The organism is Pseudomonas sp. B21-009, assembly GCF_024749345.1.
Classification (GTDB): domain Bacteria; phylum Pseudomonadota; class Gammaproteobacteria; order Pseudomonadales; family Pseudomonadaceae; genus Aquipseudomonas.
Map to the genome: position 1 here is coordinate 1,431,436 of NZ_CP087199.1, position 22,737 is coordinate 1,454,172.

A 22,737-nucleotide genomic window follows, 5' to 3' on the forward strand; every position below is an offset into this window, starting at 1 on the left:
ATCGGTAATGGTGACTGGATGGAGTGTACCTCTGCTGGCAGTTCAAGGGCGCTGCGGCCACTCAATAGAAGGTGGCCGGCCCGTCATTGGTGAGCAGTTGCTGGAACTGCTCGGACGACACCGCGTGGGAAATCAGAAACCCCTGGGCCTGGTTGCAGTCGATCTTGCGCAACAGGGCCAGCTCCTGGGGCGTCTCGACCCCTTCGGCGACCACCGTAAGCCCCAGCTTGCGGCCCAGGGCGACGATGCTGGTCAGCGCCGAGGTCATGCTTTCGTTTTCGTGGCAGCCCTGGACCAGGGCGCGGTCGATCTTGAGCTCGGTGAACGGCGTCGAAACCAGGTTCATGTACGAGCTGTAGCCCTTGCCGAAGTCATCCTGGGACAGGCCGAAGCCCTTGATGCGCAGGCGGCAGGCGCCGGCGTAAAAGTTACTGATGTCCTGGGGCACCGAGCACTCCATCAGCTCGAAGCAGATCTTGCCGGGGATGCCCTGGTGGTGCAGGACGAACTCCAGCAGGCGGTCGGCCAGGTCATGGCTGTTGAGCAGGTGGGTCGGCAGGTTGATCGATACCGGAATGTCATACCCCTGCTGGCGCCAGCGCGCCTGGGCATGGATCGCCTGCTTGAGCATCAGCCACAGCAGGCGCTCTTCCAGTTCGAAGGTCTTGAACGCCGGCAGGAACGCGCCGGGCAGCAGCACGCCTTGCTCCGGGTGCATCCAGCGCACCAGGGCTTCAGCGGCAACGATGCGGCCATTGCTGAGGGATTTTTTCGGCTGGAACCAGGCCTGGAACTGGCCGTTGCTCAGCCCATGGATAAGCGCTTGGTAGTCGAACTGCGCCACCGCCGGCGGCACCGGCGGTGCGCTGCGGTTCTTGCCGTTGAGCTGATCGGTGAGGTTGCGCAGGGCATCGGGCTTGACCGGCTTGGAGAGCAGGCCGATCACTTCGACGCCAAGGTTTTTGGCCACCAGGCTTGCAGCCATGAGCATGCGCTTGGAGGCGGCGCTCATGATTGCCAGGTCCGGTTTGCTGCGCAGCCTGGCCAGGCCCTGGATGAACTGCACGCCGTCCATGCCGGGCATCAGCAGGTCGGTCAGCACCAGGTCGAAGTCACGCCGCTGCAGGTGTTCCAGCGCTTCCTTGCCGTCCTGGGCCGCTTCGAAATGGAAATCGCCCAATTCGCTGAACAGGTGCTGCAAGTACATGTGCTGGAACGGGTGGTCCTCGACGATCAAGATGTTATAGGGCTTCATTAGAGGTCTCTTGATAAGGCGCCAGATAGTTGAACAAGGCCCGCAGCGCGAAAGGCTTGACCAGGCAATGATTCATTCCGGCTGCAAGGCATAGTTCGGCTTCGCCGCGCATGGCATTGGCCGTCGCTCCGATGATCGGGATCGAGCAGCCTTGGCGGCGCAGTTCTCTGGCCAGTTCGTAGCCATTGAGTTTGGGCATGTTCACATCGGTCAAGACCACGTCGAAGTGCCCGCTTTTCCACAATTGCAGGGCCTCGATACCGTCCCCCGCCAACTCGACGGTGCAGCCGAGCTCTTCGAGCTGATCACGCAGGATCAACTGGTTGATGATGTTGTCTTCGGCCACCAGGATGTGCAGCTCGAGTTTCTGCATTTCGCGCTTTTGCGGGTCATCGGTACGGGCGATCCACAGCCCCTGGGCCTGGCGGATGGCCTGGTAAAGAGCACTGAGGTGGTTGAGGTTGACCTGCCAGCGGCCGTCTTCCAGTTGCGGCTCGCAGCAGCCATGGGCGCTGGCCAGGATCAGTGGCCCGCTCCAGTCGGCCACCAGCGCTTGCTCGGCGCTGCCGGGGTGCAGCTCGAGCAGCAGGTGGCCGCTGGCGGCATCCGCCGGCGTTGGCCGCCCGACCTGGGCCCGGGCGCCCCAGCGGCGTAGCCAGCCGCTGATCGACTGCGCCAGCTCGCGAATCGGCGAGACTACGTAGATGGTCTCGGGCAACAGGTTGCCCTGGGCCGGCAGGTCGCTGCTGGCCGAGGCTTCTTCCAGTGGCAGGGTCAGGGTGAAACTGCTGCCCAGGCCCAGTTCGCTGACCATGCGCAACTGGCCGTTCATCAACTGGGTCAGGCGCTGGCAGATCGGCAGGCCCAGGCCGGTGCCGGCCACCACGTTGGTGTTACCTTCAGTCTGGTAGAACGGCTCGAAAATGTACGGGTGGTCTTCCTCGGCGATGCCCTTGCCGGTGTCCGACACCTGCCACATCAGGCTTGAACGCTCGCCATCGCGGTTGATCAGCTTGACCCGCAACACCACCCGGCCGCTGTCGGTGAACTTGACCGCATTGCTCAGCAGGTTGTTGAGGATCTGGCGGATCCGCGTCACGTCGCCAATCAGCCGCTCCGGCAGTTGCGGATCGAAGCAGGCGTACAACTGCAGGTTCTTGCCCTGGGCTGCGGCGCTGTAGCCCTGGATGACCTCGTGGACCAGCTCCGCGGGCGAGAACTCGCTCAGCTCCAGGGCCAGTTGCCCGGCTTCGATCTTCGACACATCCAGCACGTCGCAGATCAACTGCAACAGGGTCGCCGACGAGCCTTCGATCGCGTGCAGGTAATCGCGCTGCTGGGCATCGAGCTGGGTGCGCGCCAGCAGTTCCAGGGTACCCAGCACACCGTACAGCGGGGTGCGGATCTCGTGGCTCATGGTCGCCAGAAACAGCGTCTTGGCCTCGTTGGCGGCATCGGCCGATTGCCGCGCTTCTTCCAGCGCCGCTTCAACCTGCTTGCGCGCACTGATGTCGCTGAAGGCGCAGAACAGCACGTCTTCGCCGTTGTAGCGGGTTGGCGCGCTGCTCAGGTACAGGTGGCGGCCATCGGCGGTGGCGAAGTAGTCGCTGCGCTCGGCTTGCTGGCTGGCGAAGGCCTGGTTGATCCAGCCGGCGCACAGCACATCGCGCTCCAGGCCGTCGCCCAGCCATTGTTGCGCCAGGGTGTTTTCCAGCACCACCTTGCCGTCCGTGCGGCGCAGTACGCACAAGGCCACCGGTGCGGTCTGGATCACATCGCGGCTGAACGCCTCGCTTTCGATCAGGGCCTGGATGCGGTTGATCGCCGGTGCTATGAAGCGATGCTCGATGCGGCGCATCAGCAGCAGGATCAGGGTCACGGTGAACAGGCAGAACAGCAGCGAGCCAACCAACTGCTTCCACAACCCGGCCAGCACCGCCAGCAGGTCGATCGAGTACACCAGTTGCCAGTCCGAGGACTTCAGGTGCTTGCGGATCACCAGGTGGTCGGGGATCCAGCCGTCGCCGACAAAGCCGAAGAAGTTTTCCCCCTGGGAGTTGAGCAGCATCCGCCCCAACTGCTTATCGTGGCTGTTGGTGAACACCAGCATGCCTTCGGAGTTGAGCATCATGAACTCACCGGCGCTCTGGTCATTGAGCGCCGCCGACACCTCGCGGCTGTCCATTTCCAGGCCCAGCCAGCCCGACTCGGCGTCGCGCTCATCCAGGCGAATGAAGATGTACAGGTACGAGCGCTGCTCGGTCTGGTCGGTCAGCCACAGCTCGGCGGCGGGGTAGGGGCTGTTGTCCTTGAGCGCCTGTAACTGCTCAAGCATGCGCGGCGAAAACCCCGGCACCCCGGGGGCGGAGTTGTACAGGCGCCTGACCTGCGCGTTCGGCCCGGTGTCGACATACAGCAGGCTGACCTGCTTGTCCTTCATGTAATCGCGCATGCGCTGGGTCAGCCAGATGCTCCAGCGGTTGTCGCTGGTGCTGCCCAGTTGCAGGTGCACTTCTTCGCTCGATGGCAGGTAGACCAGGGACCTTGCCTGTTTCGACTTGCGCACCGCCGACAGGCTCAGGCTCTCGAGCAAGGCCTCGCGGTTGGTGAAGAAGGTGTGCGCCTCGGCGATCGCGCTGCTCATGTAGCCGCGACGCTGGGAGATGTCGTTGTTGAAGGTGAACAACAGGAAGTTGTACACGCCGCTGAAGATGCCGATCAGCAAAACCACGGCGAACAACCGCAGCAAGCGGCGGGCGGCTTCGGGGCTGGAAAGAAGCGGGCTGATTTGCAGCAGGTAGCTTTTTAATCTCATTCGCCGACTCTAGTGAGTCGCGAGTGCTGCAGACATCAGACAATCCTTAAACATAGGCCTGGCCAGGCGTCTTGACCAGCCAGCGGGCGCTTATTTGTCCGGTTCTGCGACCTGCTTGGCAAAGCGCAACAATGCCTATCAGACAATCCTTAAACATTGCGCCGCCTGGCCGACACTCAAGGTATCAACCGTTTTCGCAGGAGTGTCGGCATGAAGAGTAAATATGTTGCTATCGCTGCAGGGTTGCTGTTGGGTCTGAACGGGGCCTGCATGGCCGCCACGCCGGTTGCCCAGGGCGTGATCAATTTCACCGGCAGCATCGTCGAGTCGCCGTGCACGCCTTCGGCCCGGGCTGGTGGCTTGAATCTCAGCGATTGCCCGGCCCAGGCCCGGGGTACCCGGATCGAGCTGCAGCAGGTCGTCCCGCAGGCTTCGGTCACTACGCCCGACCATGCGCCGGTCAACGTCAGGCTGGTGGCCGACAGCGGCACGGCCGGGCGTTACTACAACCAGCAGTACGCGCTGCTGGATGCTTCCGGCAAGGCCCTGAGTTCCGGCGCCTACCTGATTACCCTGACCACGCCTTAAGGCTTGGGCGTAAGGGCGTTTGAGAATTGTCTTAGAGTCTCTGCACACGACCAACGGTAACCTTGCCAGTACTTCAGCGAGTCGCAGCGTTTATAAAGACTCGCGGAGCCCATCTGTCAGGTTTACCGAATGTCAAACATAGCATTGCGCATAGTGATCGCTGATCGGCAGCAGGATCAGCGAAGCAAGATAGAAAACATGCTCAACCGCCTGGGGTACAGCCGCGTTGCCCACTTGAGTAGCTTTCAAGCGTTGCAAGCCGCGACCCGGGCGCAGGGCACACCCTTCGACCTGTTGATCGTCAACACGGTGCTGGTGCCTTCCCGGCAGTTCAACCTGTTGAAGTTCTGCCACGACAACCCGCGCATCCGCCATGCGCTGATCTATGAAGGGCAACGTGCCGATTGCTCGCGGGTCTCGGTGCCGGTCAATGCCAGGATTCAACTGTGCCTGTCGCCGGCACCGGACCTCGACTCGATCAAGCGCTGCCTGCACAGTGTCGATCCGCTGTTTGCGCATTAATCAGCGCGCCCACCCCCTGCACCCGCTTGGATTTTCAAACGCCAACTGGTAGCGTGCAGCACCTCGCTGTATTGCCCGATCCCTTTCGTCATCGTTGCCTGTCCAGGGCCGACGTACACGAGTACCCGTTGGCCCGTTCAAGGGCGCCGGCGCAGGGCGCATCGGGCGATGCACAGTCATTCGCAAATGGAGTTCACAATGACGCAGAACAGCACCGTGCTGTCCGGAATCCAGCTGGATCAATTCATCGACCGTCTTGAGGTCGAACATCAGGAACACGGTGACGACCATGTGCTGGGCCTGCTGCGCGCCCAGCCGCTCAAGGCAGCCTCGCTGGAATCGATTGACCGTCTGCACGTGCTGTGGGTCAACGCCGGAGACGCCGACGCCTCCAGGGCGGTGCTGGCCGACGACGGCCAGGCGCTGATCGAGGCGACGCCAGAAGAGGCGCGCAACGAACTCAAGGTCAACCTGCTGATCTACCAGCTGCGCCTGTGCAACTACCTCAAAGACGAGCAAGGCCTGCTGCAGGCCCTCGACGCCCTGCAGCAACTGAGCAACGAGTCGCTGGCGTTCGATATCGAACAGTACCGGCGCTACCGCATTTTTGACGATCTGCAGCACACCACCCTCGACGTCGCCCTCAAGGCCATCGAGGTGCGTCACACCCTGGCGTTGATCAACCCCGGCCGCCATGCCTTGCGGGCCTGGGACGATGCCGACCAGCATCGGCGCCGGGCGCGGGTGCTGGCTGCCCACGAACGTGACGAAGAGGCTCGCGAAGCGGCGCTGGCGGCAATTACCGCGTTGCGCACCGCTGGCGAAGGTCAGGATGTCGACGGCAACGACTGGCTGTGGCTGGGCGATGCACTGATCGAAATCGTGCCGCTGCGCCTGGCGATGTTCGAGCAACCTGTAGTGCAGTTGATCGCTGAGCTGTCGCTGCCCCAGCGCCGCGAGTGGGAAGTGCGCCTGGCGCGCCTGGCGGCGCGCTCATTGAAGGCCCAGGGCGACCTGCCCGGCGCCTTGAAAATCTGTGAAGTGGCGACCCTGGAACTGGACTCCAGCGGCAGTGACAACTTTGTCGAATTCCACTTGCCCTGGTTGCTTGAAAACGGTCAGATCGACGACGCCGGGCAGCGTGCATTCATGGAAATCTATGGCGTTCGCAGCCAGATGTGGCCGGGCACTGCCTACTGGGTACATGATCGCCTGCTCGATGCCGAGGACCAGTCGCCATGGTGGCCGCTGTGCGTGATGCGCGCCTGTGATGATCAAAAGGTCTTGGAGCGGTTTGTTTCCGGGCTGCCATGGCGCGACGAGTCGACGCCGTCCATGGGGCCGCTGCTCGATGCGCTGCATGCTGCCCGCGATGACCTTGAGCAGCTCGACAACGTTTTCGCCCAGGCCCTGGAAGAAGCCCGCCGCCGCGCGCCGAACCACCCCTGGATCAACCGCCTGCTGGCAGTGCGTGAACGCCAGGCCGGGCGCATTGACGCCAACACTGAACTTACGATGCTGCGCGAGGCCGTTTCGGCCGGCAATATGCAAGACCACCGCAGCGCCTACAGCCTGTTCAGCGCCCATGCCAGTGTGTTCGGCATTGTCGATGCCTTGCGCCAACCGCTGCTGACAATGGCTGGTGGCATGAACTATTACAGTTTCGCTTGCAACATCGACGACCTGGTCGAGGTGGAAGTCGAGAAGCTCTCGAGCGAGGAAGCAGATCAGGCCTGGTCGTTGTTGCGCGAAGTACAAAAGCTGGCCTACGAACGTGGCCAGGCGCGCATGGAGCAATGCTTCGCCACCGGTCGCGGGCATCGTTACGATGCCTGTGTGCACATGTACTCGATGCTCTGCAACAACCTGGCGATCAACTACCGCTGCTACAACGACCAGCGCATGTATGAGCAGGCCCTGGAGCTGCATGCCCGTGGCATTGCCGCCAGTCCGTTCGCAGAACACTATCATGGCACCCTGCAAAACCGCATTGAGCTGGGGGATGACGCGGGCATCGCCGAAGCCGCCGAACAGCTCTGGCACTTCGCCGCCGACTATGGCTACAGCCGCCACGACCCCGAAGAGTACCTGTTCGAAGTCAGCCGGGCCCTGTACCGCCTGGACCGCGAACGCGAAATCCTGATCTGGCTTGAGCGCGTGCTCAAATGGCAGCAAGAGCAAGGAGTCGCCGACAAGGACCTGGAAATCTCGCAACTGTTCGCGCGGATAAAAGTGGCCACGTACCTGTCGTACAACCTGCCGGAGGCCGCCACCAGCCTGTGGCTGCGCTACGCGCCCTATGTCAACGAAGGTGACATCGCCAGCCTGCTGGGCTGCTCCGGCGATGTGCTCAAGGGCCTGGGGCGCAAGGAAGAGGCCATCGCCTACTACCAGCGCTCGATCCTGCGCAGTGATCCGGACAACGCTATCGACCAGAGCAACAATGAAATCTTCAGCCAGAGCATCGCCGAGCTGCAGGCCGTTGATAAACCGGCTGGCAAGGCCTGGTGGCAGATATGGAAGTGACACCGGAGCTGCGACAGTCCGGTTACGCCCCGCGCAACGCACTCAATGCCGATCAACTCAAGCGCGCCATTGCCGAGCGCAGCAAGGCCCGTGGTGATGCGCCAGAGGTGGGCAAATGGTTGCTCAACCATTTCTACCGGCACCTGGTCGGCAACTTCGAGCCGGCGCGGCCGATCCTGACCCTGGAGCAGGCGGTCGAGGCGCTGGGGGCCGAACCGCCGGCGTGGGTGGCCAGGCATTTGGGCGACGCCGGCAAACAGTCGCAGCAGGCGCCGCTGGTCTGGATCGATCCGCAGCAGGCGCCACTGCTGGCCGAGGAGGCCTTGCTGGTGGAGTTCCTGACCTCGCGCCAGGGCACCGCGCTGGCTGGCAAGCTCGACCGCATCAACTGCCCGCAGGCGCTGGCGCTGTGGCACAAGGAGCATGCGCAGATGGCCGCGCGGGTCGAGCAGGGCTGGCGCCAGAGCCAGCCCGAGGCCTTGCTCACGCGGGTGACCACTGCTGAGCACGTACTGCAGGAGCTGCGCCCCGAGAGCCCTTTGCTGCGCGCCGAGATGGCCTTTGAAAGCTACGTGATGCGCCACTGCCTGGGCCAGTTCGCCGATCGCCGCGCCCTCACCGGCGGCTACGGCGAGCGCTATGCCGAAGCGGTGGAGCAGCGGCGCATGCGCGTGTTGAGTTTTCGCGACGGCCAGGGCCAGCCACACATCACCATCAGCCTGATCGTTCAGGCCGACGGCACCTTGACCGTCGAGCAGGTCAAGGGCAAGCAGAACCGGCCGCCGGTCGAGCGTTATTACCAGGACTTGCTGCAGTGCCTGAATGCCCTGGGCACCGACCAGCAGACGCCCGCCGACTGCATCGCCATCGGCATCGTACGCACCGAGGCCGGTTGGCAGCAGATCGAAGAGGTCAGCGACCCGACCGCGCAGACCCGCCTGGTGGCGCGCTATCCGCAGCTGTACGAGCGCCTCGAAGCGCCTTCGGCCATGGTCGAGTGGCTGGTGGCCGGGCGTCAGCCGCAGCAGTTCTTGCAGGCTGCCCCGCAAGCGGTGTCGGTCAAGTACGCCACCCGGCATATCGTCAGCAAGCGCGCGGAGCGTCAGCTCAATGATCCGCTGTACCAGACCGAAGGCGTGCCATGGCCGGACATGACGCCGGCCGAGGGTGAGGAAATCCAGGCCTGGCAGGCCCGGGCAAGGTAAGGAGAAGCGCATGTTTTTACTGATCGCGGCGGTTGTATCAGCCTGGTTATTGTGGCGGGTATTGCGACCGCGTGCCGCGCCGTTGTTCAGCCAGCGCAAGCACTGGTCGCTGTTGTTGGCCAGGCCCATGGCCGATGCGATGGGCGTCGAGGGCTTCTACTCGCCGGCCTGCGATCACTTCAACGAGCAAGCGCAGAAGATCGTGCGGGCAGCGTTGCTGCACCAGGCCGGGGTTCGCAGCAACTGCGATGACGAGGCGGTGCGCGCGCACTTTAGCGCGAGCCTCGAACAGCAATGGTACAGCCTCGACCTGCAGGCGCTGACGGCCAGCGATGAGCCGCGTGCGGCCATGGCCTTTGCCTGTGCGCGAGTGGCGTTTGTGGCCCGTTGTGCGCTGCTGATGCGCTGGCTCGAGCCTGACCTTGCCTGGCGTGTGCTGCTGCTCAATGCGCAGCGGGCGCAGGACTGTTTCGACAGTTGGGAAGATTTCGGCAAAGCCTATAAACTGGGGCGCGAGCAGTGGGTCGCGGCGTTTCGCGTCGACTCGCTGGGCGAAGCGTTCCACGAGCAGCATCTGCGCCAGTTGCTGGCCCCCGGCAGCGGTGCCTGGGCTGATATCCCCTGGCGTACGCCCGCGGCGTTGAGCCCGGCGCTGGCGAGGTAACTGCGCGACTGTTGGTTCCAGCATCCCAGAGGGGCATTGCGATGATCGGCTTCACCTTTCGCCAGTTGGAGTATTTCGTCGCCGCCGCCGAGCAGGGCAGTGTCAGCGCAGCGGCGCGCACCAAGCATATTTCCCAGCCGTCGGTGTCGCTGGCGCTGTCGCAGCTGGAGGTGAGCCTTGGCGAGAAGCTCTTTCATCGCCAGGTCAGCCGTGGCCTGGAGCTGACCCCGGCCGGGCGCAAGCTGCTCGAACAGGCGCGCGACATGCTCAACCTGGCCTCGGCCATCAGCGGCAAGGGCGAGCAGCAACAGGTGGTGCGCGGGAGCCTGAGCCTGATCTGCTTCCAGGACCTGGGGCCGTACTACGCGCCGCGCCTGTTGAGCGGCTTTCGCCGACGCCATCCGGAAGTCACCATCACCTTGTTCGAAGCCGATCTTGCCGAGGTCAACCGGCGCCTTGCCGATGGCAAGGCGGAGCTGGCGCTGACCTATGACGTGGGGCTCGATGCGCCGATCGAAAAGCGCGTGCTGGCGCAGCTGACTCCTTATGCCCTGCTGCCGGCCGACCACCCGCTGGCGTTGCAGGAGCGGGTATCGCTGGTGGACCTGGCCACGGAGTGTTTGATTCTCGAAGACATCGCCCGGACCCGCGAATACTTTCTTTCGCTGTTCTGGGCCCATGACCTGCAACCGGCCAGCCTGCAACTGACCCAGACTTTCGAGATGCAGCGCGGGCTGGTCGCCCATGGCTATGGCGTGGCGCTGTCTTGCACCCGGCCGGTGGCCGATTGCAGCTACGACGGCCAGCCGCTGGCCTGCCGGCCCCTGCTGGAAACGGTCAGCCCGCAGCCGGTGGTGCTGGCCCAGTCCAGTGCCATGCGCCCGTCACCGGCGGCGCAGGCCTTCCTCGACTGGGCCAGCGAGCAGCTGGCGAGCTGATCAGTTACCCGGCGATCCGGCCAGCCTGACCTGCGCTTGGCGGGCGACGAACAGCCAGTAGCCCAGTGACAGCAGGGCCAGCCAGCCGATGCCCACGTACAGGGCCATGCGCGTGTCGGGGAACCAGGCCAGCACGCCGAAGATGAACAGCATGAACACCACCGCGCAGGCCGGGCCGACCGGCCAGAACGGCACCGGGAAGTGCAGCCTTGTCACCTCGTCGGCGCTCATGCCGCGGCGCATGACGATCTGCGACAGCAGGATCATCAGCCACACCCAGACGATCGAAAAGGTCACCACCGCCGCGAGGATCAGGAACAGGTTTTCCGGCGCCAGGTAGTTGAGCACCACCCCCAGCAGCAGGGCCACGGCCATCACCACCACGGTCATCCACGGCACACCGAAGCGCGACAGCTGGGCGAAGCTGGCCGGTGCCTGGCCGTTGTGGGCCATGCCGTACATCATCCGCCCGGCGCTGAAGATGTCGCTGTTGATCGCCGACACCGCCGCCGAAATCACCACGATGTTCAGCAGCGTCGCCGCCGAGCCAATGCCCAGGCCGCTGAAAATCTGCACGAAGGGGCTACCTTCGCTGCCGATTTTCGACCAGGGGTAGATCGACATCAGCACCAATAGGGTGAACACGTAGAACAGCAGGATGCGCAGCGGTACCGAGTTGATCGCCCGGGGGATCACCCGCTGCGGGTCCTTGGCTTCGCCGGCGGTGATGCCGATCATCTCGACGCCGCCGAAGGCGAACATCACCACGGTGAACGAGGCGATCATGCCGCCTACGCCGTTGGGGAAGAAGCCGCCATGGCTCCACAGGTTGCTCACCGCCGCCAGGGGCTCGCCGGCGCCGCCCAGCTGGATGCCGAACATCAGCACGGCGGCGCCGGCAAGGATCATCGAGACGATGGCGGTGACTTTCAGCAGCGACAGCCAGAACTCCAGTTCGCCAAACACCCGCACGCTGCACAGGTTCAGCGCGCCGATGAAGAAGACGATGCCCAGCACCCAGATCCAGCGCGGCGTGTCGGGGAACCAGAAGCTCATGTAAACGCCGAAGGCGGTGACATCCGCCAGGCACACCACCAGCATCGAGAAGGCGTAGCTCCAGCCGGTGAGAAAACCGGCAAAGCGCCCCAGGTACTGGCTGGCGTATTGCCCGAAGGAGCCGGACACCGGGTTGCGCACGGCCATCTCGCCGAGGGCGCGCATCATCATGTAGATCGCCGCGCCACCGATCAGGTAGGCGAGCAACACCGAAGGGCCGGCCAGTTTGATGGCCGCTGCAGAGCCATAGAAAAGCCCGGTGCCGATGGCAGAACCGAGCGCCATGAAGCGAATGTGGCGGGTACTCAGACCGCGCCGCAAGGCGGTGCTGTTTTCGTTCATCCCAGGTAACTCCTCGTTGTTCTTATTCTTGGATAGCAAGGCGCCGTAGGACACAGGCAGGGCCATTAACCGGCCAAAGGTGGCGGGCTGACAACCGTCGCGCCATACAGATTGCCTATAGTGGCGCATAGGTAATCTGTGGTTTACCGGCTGCGCGCGGGCGCCCAATACTTTTGTCATTACAACAAGAGAGGTGGTCTGCGATGAATGCCGATATCGAACAGTTCCAGCGTGACGGTGCAGTGGTCTTGCGTGGCGTGTTCCGCGACTGGATCGAACCGCTGCGCGAAGGTTTTGAACAGAACCTGGCCGCGCCCAGCGCCTTTGCCATCGAGAACGTCGGCAGTGGCGAAGGCGGGCGCTTCTTCGAGGATTACTGCAACTGGCAACGCATCCCGGCATTCAAGGACTTCGTGCTCAACTCGCCCGCTGCGGCGCTTGCCGGGGCGCTGATGCAGTCGCGGCAAGTGCAGGTGTTCCATGAACACATCCTGGTCAAGGAGCCGGGCACCTCCAAGCCCACGCCCTGGCACCAGGACCTGCCGTACTACTGCGTCGACGGCCTGCAAACCGCCAGCTACTGGATACCGCTGGACCCGGTCACCCGCCACAACACCCTGAGCGTGGTCCTCGGCTCCCATCGCTGGCCCAAGCCGGTTCGGCCCAAGAGCTGGGCCAGCAACAAGGATTTCTATGGCGCCACCGATGCCGGCTCCGGTGAAAGCCTGTTCATGGACATGCCGGACGTGGAGAACGGCGAGTATCAGATTCTTTCGCCGGAGCTTGAGCCAGGTGATGCGGTGGTGTTCGATTTTCGTACCGTGCATGGCGCCGCCGGCAACAACGGCAGCAATCGCCGCCGGGCCTTCTCGACGCGCTTCATGGGGGATGACGTGCGCTATATCCAGCGGCCCGGCCGGACCTCACCGCCGTTTCCGGGGATTGACCTGAAGAGCGGCGATCGCATGCGCGAGGACTGGTTTCCGGTGGTGTGGGCGCGGTCTTAAGGGGTCTGGCAGGAGCGAGCTTGCCTGGCGATGCGATGTGGCAGGTAGATCGCTATCGCGGGTCAAGCCCGCTCCCACAGGTATTGCGGGTTACTTAAGATGGGCGACGATCTCGTCCTTGATCTTCAGGCGTTCCTTGCGTAGCCGGGTGACGGTGTCATCGGCGGCGCTATTGTTCTCGGCATCGACGACTTCGGCGTCTTTGCGGTTGTAGTCTTCATGCAGCTGACTCAGCCGCGGGTCGTGTTGTTTCTTCTCGATGAACTGGTCCTTGGTCAGATTCAAGTCTGCGAGTAAATCGTGCTTGACCGGCATTTCTTCACCTCTCCGGGGTTTGTGGGGTGGAAGTCATGAACTTAGAGGATAGTCGGCTTTGCCGGGTTTCGCGGCTGGGGTAGTCTGTTGCAACATTTGCCCTGCCCAGGACTCCGTGCAATGCCTCATCTTCATGTGGAATACAGCGACAACCTGAAAAACCTCGAGGTCGACCGCCTGTTGCTGCGCCTTAACCACGCCCTGGTCGGTAGCGGCCAGTTTGCCGAAGAGCTGGACATCAAGAGCCGCGCCGTGGCCCTGGGCAGTTTTCGCGTTGGCGTGGCGCCGGTAGAGCGTGCGTTCGCCCACATCAAGCTGGCGATCCTCAGCGGCCGTTCGGCCGAGATCAAACGCCAGCTGTCGGCGAGCCTGCTGGAGGTGCTCAAGGAGGCCGTGCCAGGCACGCCGGAGCTGGACATCCAGCTGTGCGTCGAGGTGATTGATATTGATCGCGATTCCTATTCAAAAGTGCACCTGCCGGGGTAAACAGGCGTGTGCCTGAACACACGCTGAACGTCATACTTAAATAGACGCCAAGCGACTATTTGTTGGCGTCTTTTTCACAAAAAATTGATGACTGGCTACTTAAAGTTCGGGCTGTTTCCAGGTAGTGCCGCAACGGCACTGTTCCCGACGTTTAAATAAGCGAACCATCATGTTCAAGGTCAAACCCCTGCGGGCCGAATGGGTCACGTTGATTGCCAGCCTGTACCTGTTGATCGGCTTCAATTCGTTATTGTGGCAACACCTGGCCTCGGTGCTTGCCACCGATGCCCACGGCCTGCTGCTGCGCGCGGCCTTTGGGGTGATGATCCTCTGTGCGTTCAACCTGGTATTGACCCTGCTGGCCTTCAGGCCGCTGCTCAAACCGCTGCTGATTACCTTGTTCATGGTCAGTGCCGCAGTGGCGTACTTCATGAGCCAGTACGGGGTAATGATCGATGTCGGCATGCTGCGCAATGCCATGGAGACGAATGCCACGGAAGTGCGTGACCTGCTCTCGATTAAACTTTTTTTATATATAACGTTTTTAGGTGTCTTGCCTTCTTTGTTGTTGTACAAGACGCCGGTTTTATACCGTAACTGGGTCCGTGAATTGTTCGGCAAGTTACTCGCCAGTGTCGCCTGTGTTGTGGTGCTGGGCGCCGTCGCGCTGATCAACTACCAGGGCCTGGCTTCGCTGTTTCGCAATCACCATGAAATCCGCCTGCTGCTGGTGCCGAGCAATTTTGTCGGCGCCTCCCTGGGCTATGTCGGCGAGCGCGTTGGCAGCGCCGCCAAGCCGTTTCGCGCCATCGGCGAGGACGCCAGGCTCGACGTCGCCTGGCAGCAACGTACGCGCAAGTCGCTGACTGTGCTGGTGGTCGGCGAGAGCGCGCGGGCGCCGAACTTCGGGGTGCTCGGCTATGGCCGTGACACCACACCGCAACTGAGCCAGGAAAAGGGCCTGATCGCCTTCACCGACGTGCACTCCTGCGGCACCGAAACCGCCGTGTCGGTGCCGTGCATGTTCTCCGGCTTCACCCGCAAGGATTACGACGCCAGCACTGCAAAAAACCAGGAAGGCCTGCTCGATGTGCTGCAGCGGGCAGGGCTGGCGGTGCGCTGGCGTGATAACCAGTCTGGCTGCAAGGGCACTTGCGACCGGGTGGTGTTCGAGGATGTCAGCAACCTCAAGGACCCGGCGCTGTGCGCCGATGACGAGTGCCGCGACGAGATCCTGCTCAAGGGCCTGGACAGCTTCATCGACAACCTGCAACAGGACACCGTGCTGGTCCTGCACCAGATGGGCAGCCACGGGCCGGACTACTACAAGCGTTACCCCAAAGCGTACGAGCGCTTCACTCCGGTGTGCCGCAGCAACGCCCTCAACCAGTGCAGCCAGGAGAGCATCGTCAACGCCTATGACAACACTCTGGTGTACACCGACCATGTCCTCGCTTCGCTGATCGACCTCTTGCGCAGCAAGCAGGACAAGGTCGACACCGCCATGCTGTACCTCTCCGACCACGGCGAATCGCTCGGTGAGTACAACCTGTACCTGCATGGCACGCCGTACATGCTGGCGCCGGAGCAGCAAAAACACGTGCCGCTGCTGGCGTGGTTCTCCGACAGTTACAAGGCCAGCTTCGGCGTCGACAGCGACTGCCTGCAGAAGGCCCGTAATCAACCGCTGAGCCAGGACAATCTGTTCCATTCCATGCTCGGCCTGCTGCAGGTGCACACCGCCCTGTACAAGCCGCAGCTGGACCTGTTCGCCAGTTGCCGGCCGATGTTGGCCCGGCACTGATCACAGGCGCGGTAGCGGCGGCAGGGATAGCGGTCGAGTGGTTTCCCGACGATGGCCTGCGCCGTATATACTGCGCGCCATTGTTTGTGGGAGAGCCTTGTGGCCATTGATATTCACTGGATTTGCGATGACCGCAGCCTGGCAGAGCATTGCCAGCATTGGCGCACGCTGCCCTTCGTGGCACTCGACACCGAGTTCATGCGGGTCGATACCTTTTATCCGAAAGCCGGTTTGATCCAGGTCGGCGACGGGGCACGGGCCTACCTGATCGATCCACTGCGCATCGGCGACTGGCAGCCGCTGGCCGGCCTGCTCGAAGATGCGCAGGTGATCAAGGTCCTGCATGCCTGCAGCGAAGACCTCGAAGTGCTGTCGCGCCTGACCGGCAGCCTGCCGGCGCCGTTGTTCGACACCCAGCTGGCCGCCGGTTACCTCAACCTGGGCTTCTCCATGGGCTATTCGCGCCTGGTCCAGGAAGTGCTGGGCATTGACCTGCCCAAGGGTGAAACCCGCTCCGACTGGCTGCAACGCCCGCTGTCGGACACCCAGGTCAGCTACGCCGCCGAAGACGCCGTGCACCTGGCCGAACTGTACGAGCGCCTGCGCCCGCAATTGTCGGATGACAAGAACGCCTGGGTGCTTGAAGACGGCGCCGAACTGGTTGCCCAGCTGCGCCGCGAAACCGATCCCCTTGAGCTATACCGCGAAGCCAAGCTGGCCTGGAAGCTGTCGCGTGCGCAACTGGCGGTACTGCGCGAGCTGTGCGCCTGGCGCGAGCGCGAGGCCCGTGCGCGCGACCTGCCGCGCAACCGCATCGTGCGTGAAAACGCCTTGTGGCCGATGGCCCGCACCCAGCCCGACTCGCTGTCGGCGCTGGCCAAGATCGAAGACATGCACCCGCGCACCATTCGTCAGGATGGCGAGTTTTTGCTCGGCCTGATCAAGCAGGCCGCCAGTCTGCCGCCAGAGCAATGGCCGCCAGCGGTGCCCGAGCCGCTGCCGATCGAAGCCTCGGCGCTGCTCAAGCAACTGCGCGCCATCGGCCAGGCCGAGGCCGAGCGCCTGAACATCGCCCCCGAGCTGATGCTGCGCAAGAAAACCCTGGAACTGCTGCTCAAGAGCGGCTACCCCAACGGACCCTATCAACTCCCCGAGTCGCTGCGCGGCTGGCGCCGTGAGCGCATGGGGCAGGCGCTGCTTGATTGCCTGGCGGGCGCCGGAGACCAACCATGAAACGTATCTGCTCGATCTACAAGAGCCCGCGCAAGAACGAAATGTACCTGTACGTGCTCAAGGCCGACGGCCTGGAGCGCGTGCCCGAAGGCCTGCTGCCGTTCTTCGGCAAGCCGGTGCATGCCTTCGACCTGGTCCTGAGCCCGGAGCGCCAGCTGGCCCGCGAAGATATTGCCAAGGTCCTGGAAAACCTCGAACAGCAGGGTTACCACCTGCAAATGCCACCGGCCGAGGACGAGTACATCGAGCACCTGCCAGAAGAGCTGCTGCGTCGCAACGACCCGGTCTGATCCCCCTCTTTGTCGCGCCGCCAGCCCCTGGCGGCTTGCGCCGTTACCCAAGGTTGCAATGAACATGCGTGTTTTGATCGCTGAACAGGATCATGCCCTCTACGCTCGGCTGTTGCGCGAGATGGCACCGGACCTGGAGGTCCTGAACAGTGGCGATTCGGCCGAGCTTGCGCGGATGGCCGCCGCCAGCCCGGTGTGGCTGGGCCAGCCGGACCTGCTGGCGACCTTGCTGCGCCAGGGCCACCAGCCGCAGTGGCTGCAGTCGACCTGGGCCGGCATCACGCCGCTGCTGGCTGGCGGCCTGCAGCGCGACTACCGCCTGACCCGGGCGGTGGGCATCTTTGGCCAGGTCATGGCCGAGTATGTGCTCACCTACATGCTTGGCCACGAGCGCGAGGTACTGGCGCGCCTGGTCAGCCAGGTCGAGCGCAAGTGGGATGACCGCCCCGGACGCAGCCTGCAAGGGCGCCGGGCGCTGATCGTCGGCACCGGTGATATCGGCCAGCAGGTGGCGCAGTTTCTGGTTCCGTTTGGCGTGCAGTTGTACGGCATCGCCAGCCAGCCGCGTGAGCAGGCGCCGTTTATCGAAGTGGCCGGCCTTGACGACCTGGGCCGTCTGGTCGGCGAGGTCGATTATGTCATCAACCTGCTGCCCGATACCCCGGCAACCCATGACCTGTACGACGCCGCGTTGTTTCAGCGCTTCAACCCCGAGGCGCTGTTCATCAATGCCGGGCGCGGTGTGGCGGTGGTCGATGGCGACCTCGTCGAGGCTTTGAAGAAAGGCCATCTGGCCGGTGCGGTGATCGATGTCTGTCGGCAGGAGCCGCTGCCCCAGCGCCATCCGTTCTGGACCGCCTGGGGCTTGCTGCTGACCGGGCACAGCTCGGCACCGACATCGCCTTCGGCGATGGTGCGCTTGTTTGTCGAGAACTTGCGGGCGTATCAGGCGGGTCAAGGGCTGCGCGGGGAAGTGGACTTTCAGCGCGGCTATTAAACGTCTCGACTTGACCCGCGAAACCCATCAAAGGCTGAAATCACCCTCAGCCGCCAACTCGCTCAACGGCCGCCGCGGGCTCGGCACTTCCCGCGCCTGCAAGCCTTCGGCCAGGGTCGACTTGTCGCCCAGCTTGCCGATCGCCACTGCCGCGTGCAGGGCGTAGCCTTCGGGGATCTTCAGCTCCTTGCGGGTCAGTTCCTGGTCGAAACCGGCCATGCCATGGGTGTGCCAGCCGCTCAGGCTCGCCTGCAACGCCAGGTGTCCCCAGGCCGAGCCGGTGTCGAAGGTGTGCCACAGGGCCGGGGTTTCTTCGCTGGCGCCCGGCGCGGTGAAGCTGGTTTTGGAAATGATGATCACCAGCGCCGAGGCGTGCTGGGCCCAGCTGCGGTTGAACTCGTTGAGCAGGCCAAGGAAGCGTTCCCAGTTCGGCGTATCGCGGCGGGCATAGAGGAAGCGCCAGGGCTGCGAGTTGTAGGCCGAAGGTGCCCAGCGTGCGGCTTCAAGGAAGCTCAGCAGGGTGGCCTGGTCGATCGGCTCGGCGGTGAAGGCGCGCGGCGACCAGCGCTGGATGAACTGTTCGTTGATGGCATGATCGGCAACGCGAGGATTTGCACTCATCAATAGTTCCTGAAGTTGGGTAGGTGACCGCTGGTCAAACTACTGTGTCATATGAGCGCTGACAAGCGGTCTGGCAATGGCCGGTGACAGGCCCTAGACTGGCGCCGCCGCATACGAATTGAAACAGGACACCCGCGACATGACTGCCAACGCCAATCCATTCTGGATGCGTAAAACCCTCGAGCAACTCGACCCGCAAGAGTGGGAGTCGCTGTGTGACGGCTGTGGCCTGTGCTGCCTGCAAAAGCTTGAAGATGAAGACGACAACAGCGTCTATTACACGCGTATCGCCTGCAAGTTGCTGGACCTCAAGACCTGCCAGTGCAGCGATTACCCGCAGCGGATGCAGATCGTACCCGACTGCATCCAGCTCACGCCGGGCAAGGCCGACCAGTTCAAATGGCTGCCGACCACCTGCGGTTACCGCCTGGTCAGCGAGGGCAAGGATCTGCCCGACTGGCATCACCTGGTGTGTGGCGACCGCGAGCAGGTGCACAAGCAACGGATTTCACAATCCGGGCGCATGCTCAGCGAAGACAGCGTCGATGAAGACGACTGGGAAGACTATCTGATTTTCCGCGCCGGCTGAGCCTCGCAGAGGGTTGTCGGACAGCGCGTTTGGCGGAATAAGGAGTTTCTGTATGCGTGTGCGTTGCCATGGGTGGCTGGTGCTGGGCCTGCTGGCCAGTTCGCCGGCCTGGGCGAAAAAAGTCGATCTGGATTACCACGTGCGCTTGCTGCCACAAAGCGAGCAGGCCGAAGTGCGCCTGACCCTGGCCGATGGCGCCAGCGTGCGCAGCCTGGACTTCGACCTGGGCAAGGACGGCGCCTACAGCGAGTTCAAGGCCGACGGCCAGTGGCAGCTGCAGGGCGACGATCAGCGTGGCCACTGGCAACCGGCGCCGGGCAAAAGCCAGCTCACCTACAAGGTACGCCTGAGCCAGCGGCTCAAGGGCGGCGCTTATGAAACCCGCATGACCCCGGACTGGGCGCTGTTTCGCGGCGATGACCTGGTGCCGCCGGCACGCCTGGACCAGCACGACGGCACCGAACTGGTGGCACGCCTGAGCTTCGAGCTGCCCAAGGGCTGGAAAAGCGTCGAGACGCCGTGGCCGCGCATCGGCAAGCAGCGTTTTCGCATCGACAACGTTTCGCGCCTGTTCGACCGCCCGACCGGCTGGATGCTCGCCGGCACCGTCGGCACCCGCCGCGCGCGCCTGGGCGAAACCGAAGTCAGTGTCGCCGCACCCCAAGGCCAGGGCATGCGCCGGCTGGACAACCTGACCCTGCTGACCTTCGTCTGGCCACAGCTGCAGGCAGTGTTCCCGCGCAACCCGCCCAAGCTGTTGCTGGTGGGGGCCCGCGATGAACTGTGGCGCGGCGCTCGCGCCGGGCACAACTCCATCTACCTGCACAGCAGCCGTCCGTTGGTCGCTGAGAACGGCTCAAGCCCGGTGCTGCGCGAGCTGGTGCATGTGTTTGCGCAAATCAATGATCGTGAGGCCAGCGACTGGATCAGCGAAAGCCTGGCCGAGTACTACGCCAGCGAACTGCTGCGCCGCGCCGGCGGCATGACCGATGAGCGTTACCAGGCCCTGCAGGCGAGCCTTGAACGCAGTGGCAAGAAGGTCAGCAGCTTGCGCGGCGAGCAGGTCGACAGCGCGGTGATCGCCCGTGGCGTGCTGCTGTTGCGCGCACTTGATCAGGAAATCCGCCTGCACACCCACAACCAGCGCTCCCTGGACGATGTCACCCGGGCGATGATGCGCCTGAACAGCGTCAGCACCGCCGAGTTCATCCAGCTCAGCGAAAGCGTGCTGGGCAAGTCGTCCGAGGTGCTGCAGAGCAAGCTGCTGCGTTAAGGCTTGGGGTCATTGAGCGCGTCGTTGCCGGTCACCGTGGTGCCACGGGTAGCGGCTTCGGCGTTGGCCTTGAGCGCTTGCAGCTCGGCGCCGCTGCGTTCGATCTTGCTGCGGATGTTGTCCAGGTCGCTGCGGCCGCGCTCGATCAGGCTTTTCACCGAGCTGTGGCCAGTGATGCCACGGGCCAGGGCAACCCCGCCGATGGCCACCTGAATCAAGCCGAACAGGCCGCCACGGCGCAGGCCCTTGCCGACCATGATCACCCCGGTGGCAACCGAACCTGCGCGCTCCCAGCCGTGGACATTCTGATCGCTGGCCATATGCGCTGAATTGGCCGGGATAAGCGTCTGTTTCTCGGTCATGGTCATTCTCCAGTAGGGACGATGGTCTATAGCAGACCGCCGGGCGGGGCGGGCTGTTCAGTCGGCTTACTTGAATTTCGGCCCGGAGCGGGTGTTCAGGCCCTTGGCCAGGCGGTCGTAGAGCACCACGTTGACGGTGGCGGCAAGGTTCATGCAACCGTTGGTCGGGATGTAGATGGTCTCTTCACACCAGGCCCGCACGCTCGGGTCGAGGGAGCCGTCTTCGGGGCCGAAGATATAGATCGCGCGGTCCGGGTGGGTGTACTCGGGCAGCGCCCGGGCGCCGTCGACCAGCTCTACCGCCACCGGCGTGCAGCCCAGGGGGATGATCTTCTGCAGGTCGTCGATACCGATCAGCGGAATGTCGTAGTGCACCCGCTTGGTGTCGGTGACGAAGTCGCGGGCGCGCTCATAGCGCTTGCCGGTGTAGAACACCGAGTTGACGCCGTAGCAACCCGCGGCGCGCATCACCGAACCGACGTTCTCTGCTGACTTGGGGTTGAACAGACCAATGCAGCTGTACCGTTTGTTCGCCACGTGCCGGGGCCCTTCGCAAAAAAGACGCGATTATACGGGCTTGCCGGCGACTGTGGGCGCTTCAGTCCTTCTTCAGCATCCCGGCCAGGGCCGCAAACGGATTGTGGGTGGCCTTGGCGATGCTCGGGCTGCTGGTCGAGCCTTCGCTGAAGTACTGCTGGTCGGTATAGCGCGAGTGCTCGTTGTCGTGACAGTACAGGCACAGCAGCTCCCAGTTGGAACCGTCCTGGGGGTTGTTGTCGTGGTTGTGGTCACGGTGGTGCACGGTCAGCTCGCTCAGGCGCTTGCCGGCGAACTCGCGGGCGCAGCGGCCACACACGTGCGGGTACATGCGCAGGGCCTTGTCACGGTAGCCCATTTCCTTGTCGCGCTTGGCGTCGGCGAGGATGCGGTCTAGCCGTGCAGTGGCGGCGGCAGAGGATGACGAACTCATGGGATTACCTTTTCTCGGGCTTGTTACGGTTATGCCTTGAAGTTTAGCCCGATGGCGGGCAATTCGGACAGGCAAACCGTGCGCGGTGGGAGTAGCCTGTAGCCAGGACCCTCAAGGAGCCTGCGCATGCGTAACGCGATCATTGCCGTACTGATCTGTGCCAGCCTGCAAAGCACCGTGGCCGCCGAGCTGCAACCGCGGTTGGCCACGCCGGTGCCGGGGGCGCCGGGCACCGCCACGCCAACACCCTATCCACAGGTGACGCCAAGTACGCCGCCGCGGGCCGGTGATGCGCGACCGGGCTCGCCATTGCTGCCGCCGATGCCGCTGCCCGCTCCACCCAAGGACCAGCCGTTGCCCGGCCTGAATCCGGACAACAGCAAAGGCAAGGGCGACTAGACCTGCTGCGCCAGACGCTGACCGTCCTGCATGCGCAGGCGCCGCGACAAGGCCACGGCCAGGGCGCGGATGATCTTGGCGGCGATCTTCGGGGCGTCGTTGAGCATCTTTTCCAGCGAGTCCTTGCCCAGGTTGAGCAGTTGGCAGTCGCTGGCGGCAATGCAACTGGCCGAGCGCCGTTCACCGTCGAGCACGGCCATTTCGCCGAAGGCACGGCCCTTGCGCAGGGTGGCGATTTCGACCTGGCGCTGCTCGGCGTCGGTCTTGCGTACCGACACCACGCCGTGGTGGATGATGCACATGAAGGTGCCGGCATCGCCTTCGCGGAAAATTTCTTCACCTTCGCTCATGCTGCTGATGCTGAAATAGCCGGCGGCGGCCTGGAAGTCGACAGGCAGCAACTGGTCGAACAGGCCGCAGTCCATGAGCATGTCGCGGATTTCGTTGTTGAGGTGGGTGGGTTCAGGCATTTGCGTCGTT

The 22,737-nt window shown here is 63.4% G+C and carries 24 protein-coding genes; 15 read left to right on the forward strand and 9 right to left on the reverse strand.

The annotated features are described in order from the left end of the window. Positions 1-61 precede the first annotated feature (61 nt). Positions 62-1,255, reverse strand: a complete 1,194-nt coding sequence (locus LOY34_RS06565; protein WP_045193498.1) for an EAL domain-containing protein — start codon at positions 1,253-1,255, stop codon at positions 62-64. Further along, positions 1,242-4,070, reverse strand: a complete 2,829-nt coding sequence (locus LOY34_RS06570; RefSeq protein ID WP_195885876.1) for an ATP-binding protein — start codon at positions 4,068-4,070, stop codon at positions 1,242-1,244. Before LOY34_RS06570 ends, LOY34_RS06565 begins: the two co-directional genes overlap by 14 nt. Before the next feature lie 210 nt (positions 4,071-4,280). On the opposite strand from LOY34_RS06570, the gene LOY34_RS06575 reads away from it, so the two are divergent. The 6 genes from LOY34_RS06575 to LOY34_RS06600 all read left to right on the forward strand — a co-directional run bounded on the left by LOY34_RS06575 (position 4,281) and on the right by LOY34_RS06600 (position 10,513). Continuing rightward, positions 4,281-4,658: a type 1 fimbrial protein gene (locus LOY34_RS06575; protein ID WP_195885877.1), complete on the forward strand. Its 378-nt coding sequence runs from the start codon at positions 4,281-4,283 to the stop codon at positions 4,656-4,658. Positions 4,659-4,856: 198 nt separating this feature from the next. Beyond that, entirely contained in the window at positions 4,857-5,180 is a 324-nt protein-coding gene (locus tag LOY34_RS06580; protein ID WP_230090928.1) for a chemotaxis protein CheY, read from the forward strand. Positions 5,181-5,378: 198 nt separating this feature from the next. After that, positions 5,379-7,706 (forward strand): hypothetical protein, encoded by a 2,328-nt coding sequence (locus LOY34_RS06585; protein ID WP_195885878.1) that lies wholly within the window; start codon positions 5,379-5,381, stop codon positions 7,704-7,706. Continuing rightward, on the forward strand, positions 7,697-8,911 hold the full coding sequence (locus tag LOY34_RS06590; RefSeq protein WP_195885879.1) for a hypothetical protein: 1,215 nt from the start codon (positions 7,697-7,699) through the stop codon (positions 8,909-8,911). The genes LOY34_RS06585 and LOY34_RS06590 overlap by 10 nt, the downstream gene beginning before the upstream one ends. 10 nt (positions 8,912-8,921) lie before the next feature. Next, positions 8,922-9,575 carry a DUF1266 domain-containing protein gene (locus LOY34_RS06595; protein ID WP_195885880.1) on the forward strand — a complete coding sequence of 218 codons (654 nt, stop codon included), beginning with the start codon at positions 8,922-8,924 and terminating at the stop codon, positions 9,573-9,575. A gap of 41 nt (positions 9,576-9,616) precedes the next feature. Beyond that, positions 9,617-10,513 (forward strand): LysR substrate-binding domain-containing protein, encoded by an 897-nt coding sequence (locus tag LOY34_RS06600; protein WP_195885881.1) that lies wholly within the window; start codon positions 9,617-9,619, stop codon positions 10,511-10,513. On the opposite strand, the gene LOY34_RS06605 is transcribed toward LOY34_RS06600, so the two are convergent. After that, positions 10,514-11,911 (reverse strand): amino acid permease, encoded by a 1,398-nt coding sequence (locus LOY34_RS06605; protein ID WP_258664403.1) that lies wholly within the window; start codon positions 11,909-11,911, stop codon positions 10,514-10,516. A 203-nt stretch (positions 11,912-12,114) separates the two neighbouring features. Here LOY34_RS06605 and LOY34_RS06610 point away from each other — a divergent pair, with 203 nt between their 5' ends. Continuing rightward, on the forward strand, positions 12,115-12,918 hold the full coding sequence (locus tag LOY34_RS06610; protein ID WP_093386256.1) for a phytanoyl-CoA dioxygenase family protein: 804 nt from the start codon (positions 12,115-12,117) through the stop codon (positions 12,916-12,918). A gap of 90 nt (positions 12,919-13,008) precedes the next feature. Here LOY34_RS06610 and LOY34_RS06615 read toward each other — a convergent pair whose 3' ends face one another. Next, positions 13,009-13,233: a YdcH family protein gene (locus LOY34_RS06615; protein ID WP_045193487.1), complete on the reverse strand. Its 225-nt coding sequence runs from the start codon at positions 13,231-13,233 to the stop codon at positions 13,009-13,011. Positions 13,234-13,353: 120 nt separating this feature from the next. Between LOY34_RS06615 and LOY34_RS06620 the strand changes: the two genes are divergently transcribed. From LOY34_RS06620 to LOY34_RS06640, 5 genes are all read left to right on the forward strand, one after another. Beyond that, positions 13,354-13,719 (forward strand): 5-carboxymethyl-2-hydroxymuconate Delta-isomerase, encoded by a 366-nt coding sequence (locus LOY34_RS06620; protein ID WP_093386246.1) that lies wholly within the window; start codon positions 13,354-13,356, stop codon positions 13,717-13,719. A gap of 169 nt (positions 13,720-13,888) precedes the next feature. Next, entirely contained in the window at positions 13,889-15,523 is a 1,635-nt protein-coding gene (locus LOY34_RS06625; protein ID WP_258664405.1) for a phosphoethanolamine transferase, read from the forward strand. Between the two features lie 99 nt (positions 15,524-15,622). Further along, positions 15,623-16,756, forward strand: coding sequence for a ribonuclease D (gene rnd, locus LOY34_RS06630; protein WP_195885884.1), 1,134 nt, complete (start codon positions 15,623-15,625; stop codon positions 16,754-16,756). After that, a complete protein-coding gene (locus LOY34_RS06635; protein WP_045193483.1) occupies positions 16,753-17,046 on the forward strand; it encodes a YcgL domain-containing protein in 294 nt (97 codons plus the stop codon). Before rnd ends, LOY34_RS06635 begins: the two co-directional genes overlap by 4 nt. Positions 17,047-17,110: 64 nt before the next feature. Further along, positions 17,111-18,043 carry a D-2-hydroxyacid dehydrogenase gene (locus LOY34_RS06640; RefSeq protein ID WP_258664407.1) on the forward strand — a complete coding sequence of 311 codons (933 nt, stop codon included), beginning with the start codon at positions 17,111-17,113 and terminating at the stop codon, positions 18,041-18,043. Between the two features lie 27 nt (positions 18,044-18,070). Here LOY34_RS06640 and LOY34_RS06645 read toward each other — a convergent pair whose 3' ends face one another. Beyond that, complete coding sequence (locus tag LOY34_RS06645) at positions 18,071-18,664, reverse strand: nitroreductase family protein (RefSeq protein ID WP_045193482.1); 594 nt, start codon at positions 18,662-18,664, stop codon at positions 18,071-18,073. Positions 18,665-18,803: 139 nt separating this feature from the next. Here LOY34_RS06645 and LOY34_RS06650 point away from each other — a divergent pair, with 139 nt between their 5' ends. Together LOY34_RS06650 and LOY34_RS06655 are read left to right on the forward strand one after the other, a co-directional pair. Then, the gene (locus LOY34_RS06650) at positions 18,804-19,253 is read left to right on the forward strand and encodes a YcgN family cysteine cluster protein (protein WP_045193480.1); all 450 of its coding nucleotides are present in this window, start codon (positions 18,804-18,806) and stop codon (positions 19,251-19,253) included. A 58-nt stretch (positions 19,254-19,311) separates the two neighbouring features. Beyond that, positions 19,312-20,526 carry a hypothetical protein gene (locus LOY34_RS06655; RefSeq protein WP_195885962.1) on the forward strand — a complete coding sequence of 405 codons (1,215 nt, stop codon included), beginning with the start codon at positions 19,312-19,314 and terminating at the stop codon, positions 20,524-20,526. Here LOY34_RS06655 and LOY34_RS06660 read toward each other — a convergent pair. The 3 genes from LOY34_RS06660 to LOY34_RS06670 all read right to left on the reverse strand — a co-directional run bounded on the left by LOY34_RS06660 (position 20,523) and on the right by LOY34_RS06670 (position 21,858). Continuing rightward, positions 20,523-20,888, reverse strand: coding sequence for a DUF2892 domain-containing protein (locus LOY34_RS06660; protein ID WP_093386224.1), 366 nt, complete (start codon positions 20,886-20,888; stop codon positions 20,523-20,525). The genes LOY34_RS06655 and LOY34_RS06660 overlap by 4 nt on opposite strands. Before the next feature lie 66 nt (positions 20,889-20,954). Beyond that, positions 20,955-21,425 carry an RNA methyltransferase gene (locus LOY34_RS06665; RefSeq protein WP_093386219.1) on the reverse strand — a complete coding sequence of 157 codons (471 nt, stop codon included), beginning with the start codon at positions 21,423-21,425 and terminating at the stop codon, positions 20,955-20,957. Between the two features lie 61 nt (positions 21,426-21,486). Beyond that, on the reverse strand, positions 21,487-21,858 hold the full coding sequence (locus LOY34_RS06670) for a YajD family HNH nuclease (protein WP_038996595.1): 372 nt from the start codon (positions 21,856-21,858) through the stop codon (positions 21,487-21,489). 126 nt (positions 21,859-21,984) lie between these two features. Between LOY34_RS06670 and LOY34_RS06675 the strand changes: the two genes are divergently transcribed. Then, positions 21,985-22,257 (forward strand): hypothetical protein, encoded by a 273-nt coding sequence (locus LOY34_RS06675; protein ID WP_195885886.1) that lies wholly within the window; start codon positions 21,985-21,987, stop codon positions 22,255-22,257. On the opposite strand, the gene LOY34_RS06680 is transcribed toward LOY34_RS06675, so the two are convergent. Beyond that, a complete protein-coding gene (locus LOY34_RS06680; RefSeq protein WP_045193477.1) occupies positions 22,254-22,727 on the reverse strand; it encodes a cyclic nucleotide-binding domain-containing protein in 474 nt (157 codons plus the stop codon). The genes LOY34_RS06675 and LOY34_RS06680 overlap by 4 nt on opposite strands. Between the last annotated feature and the right edge of the window lie 10 nt (positions 22,728-22,737).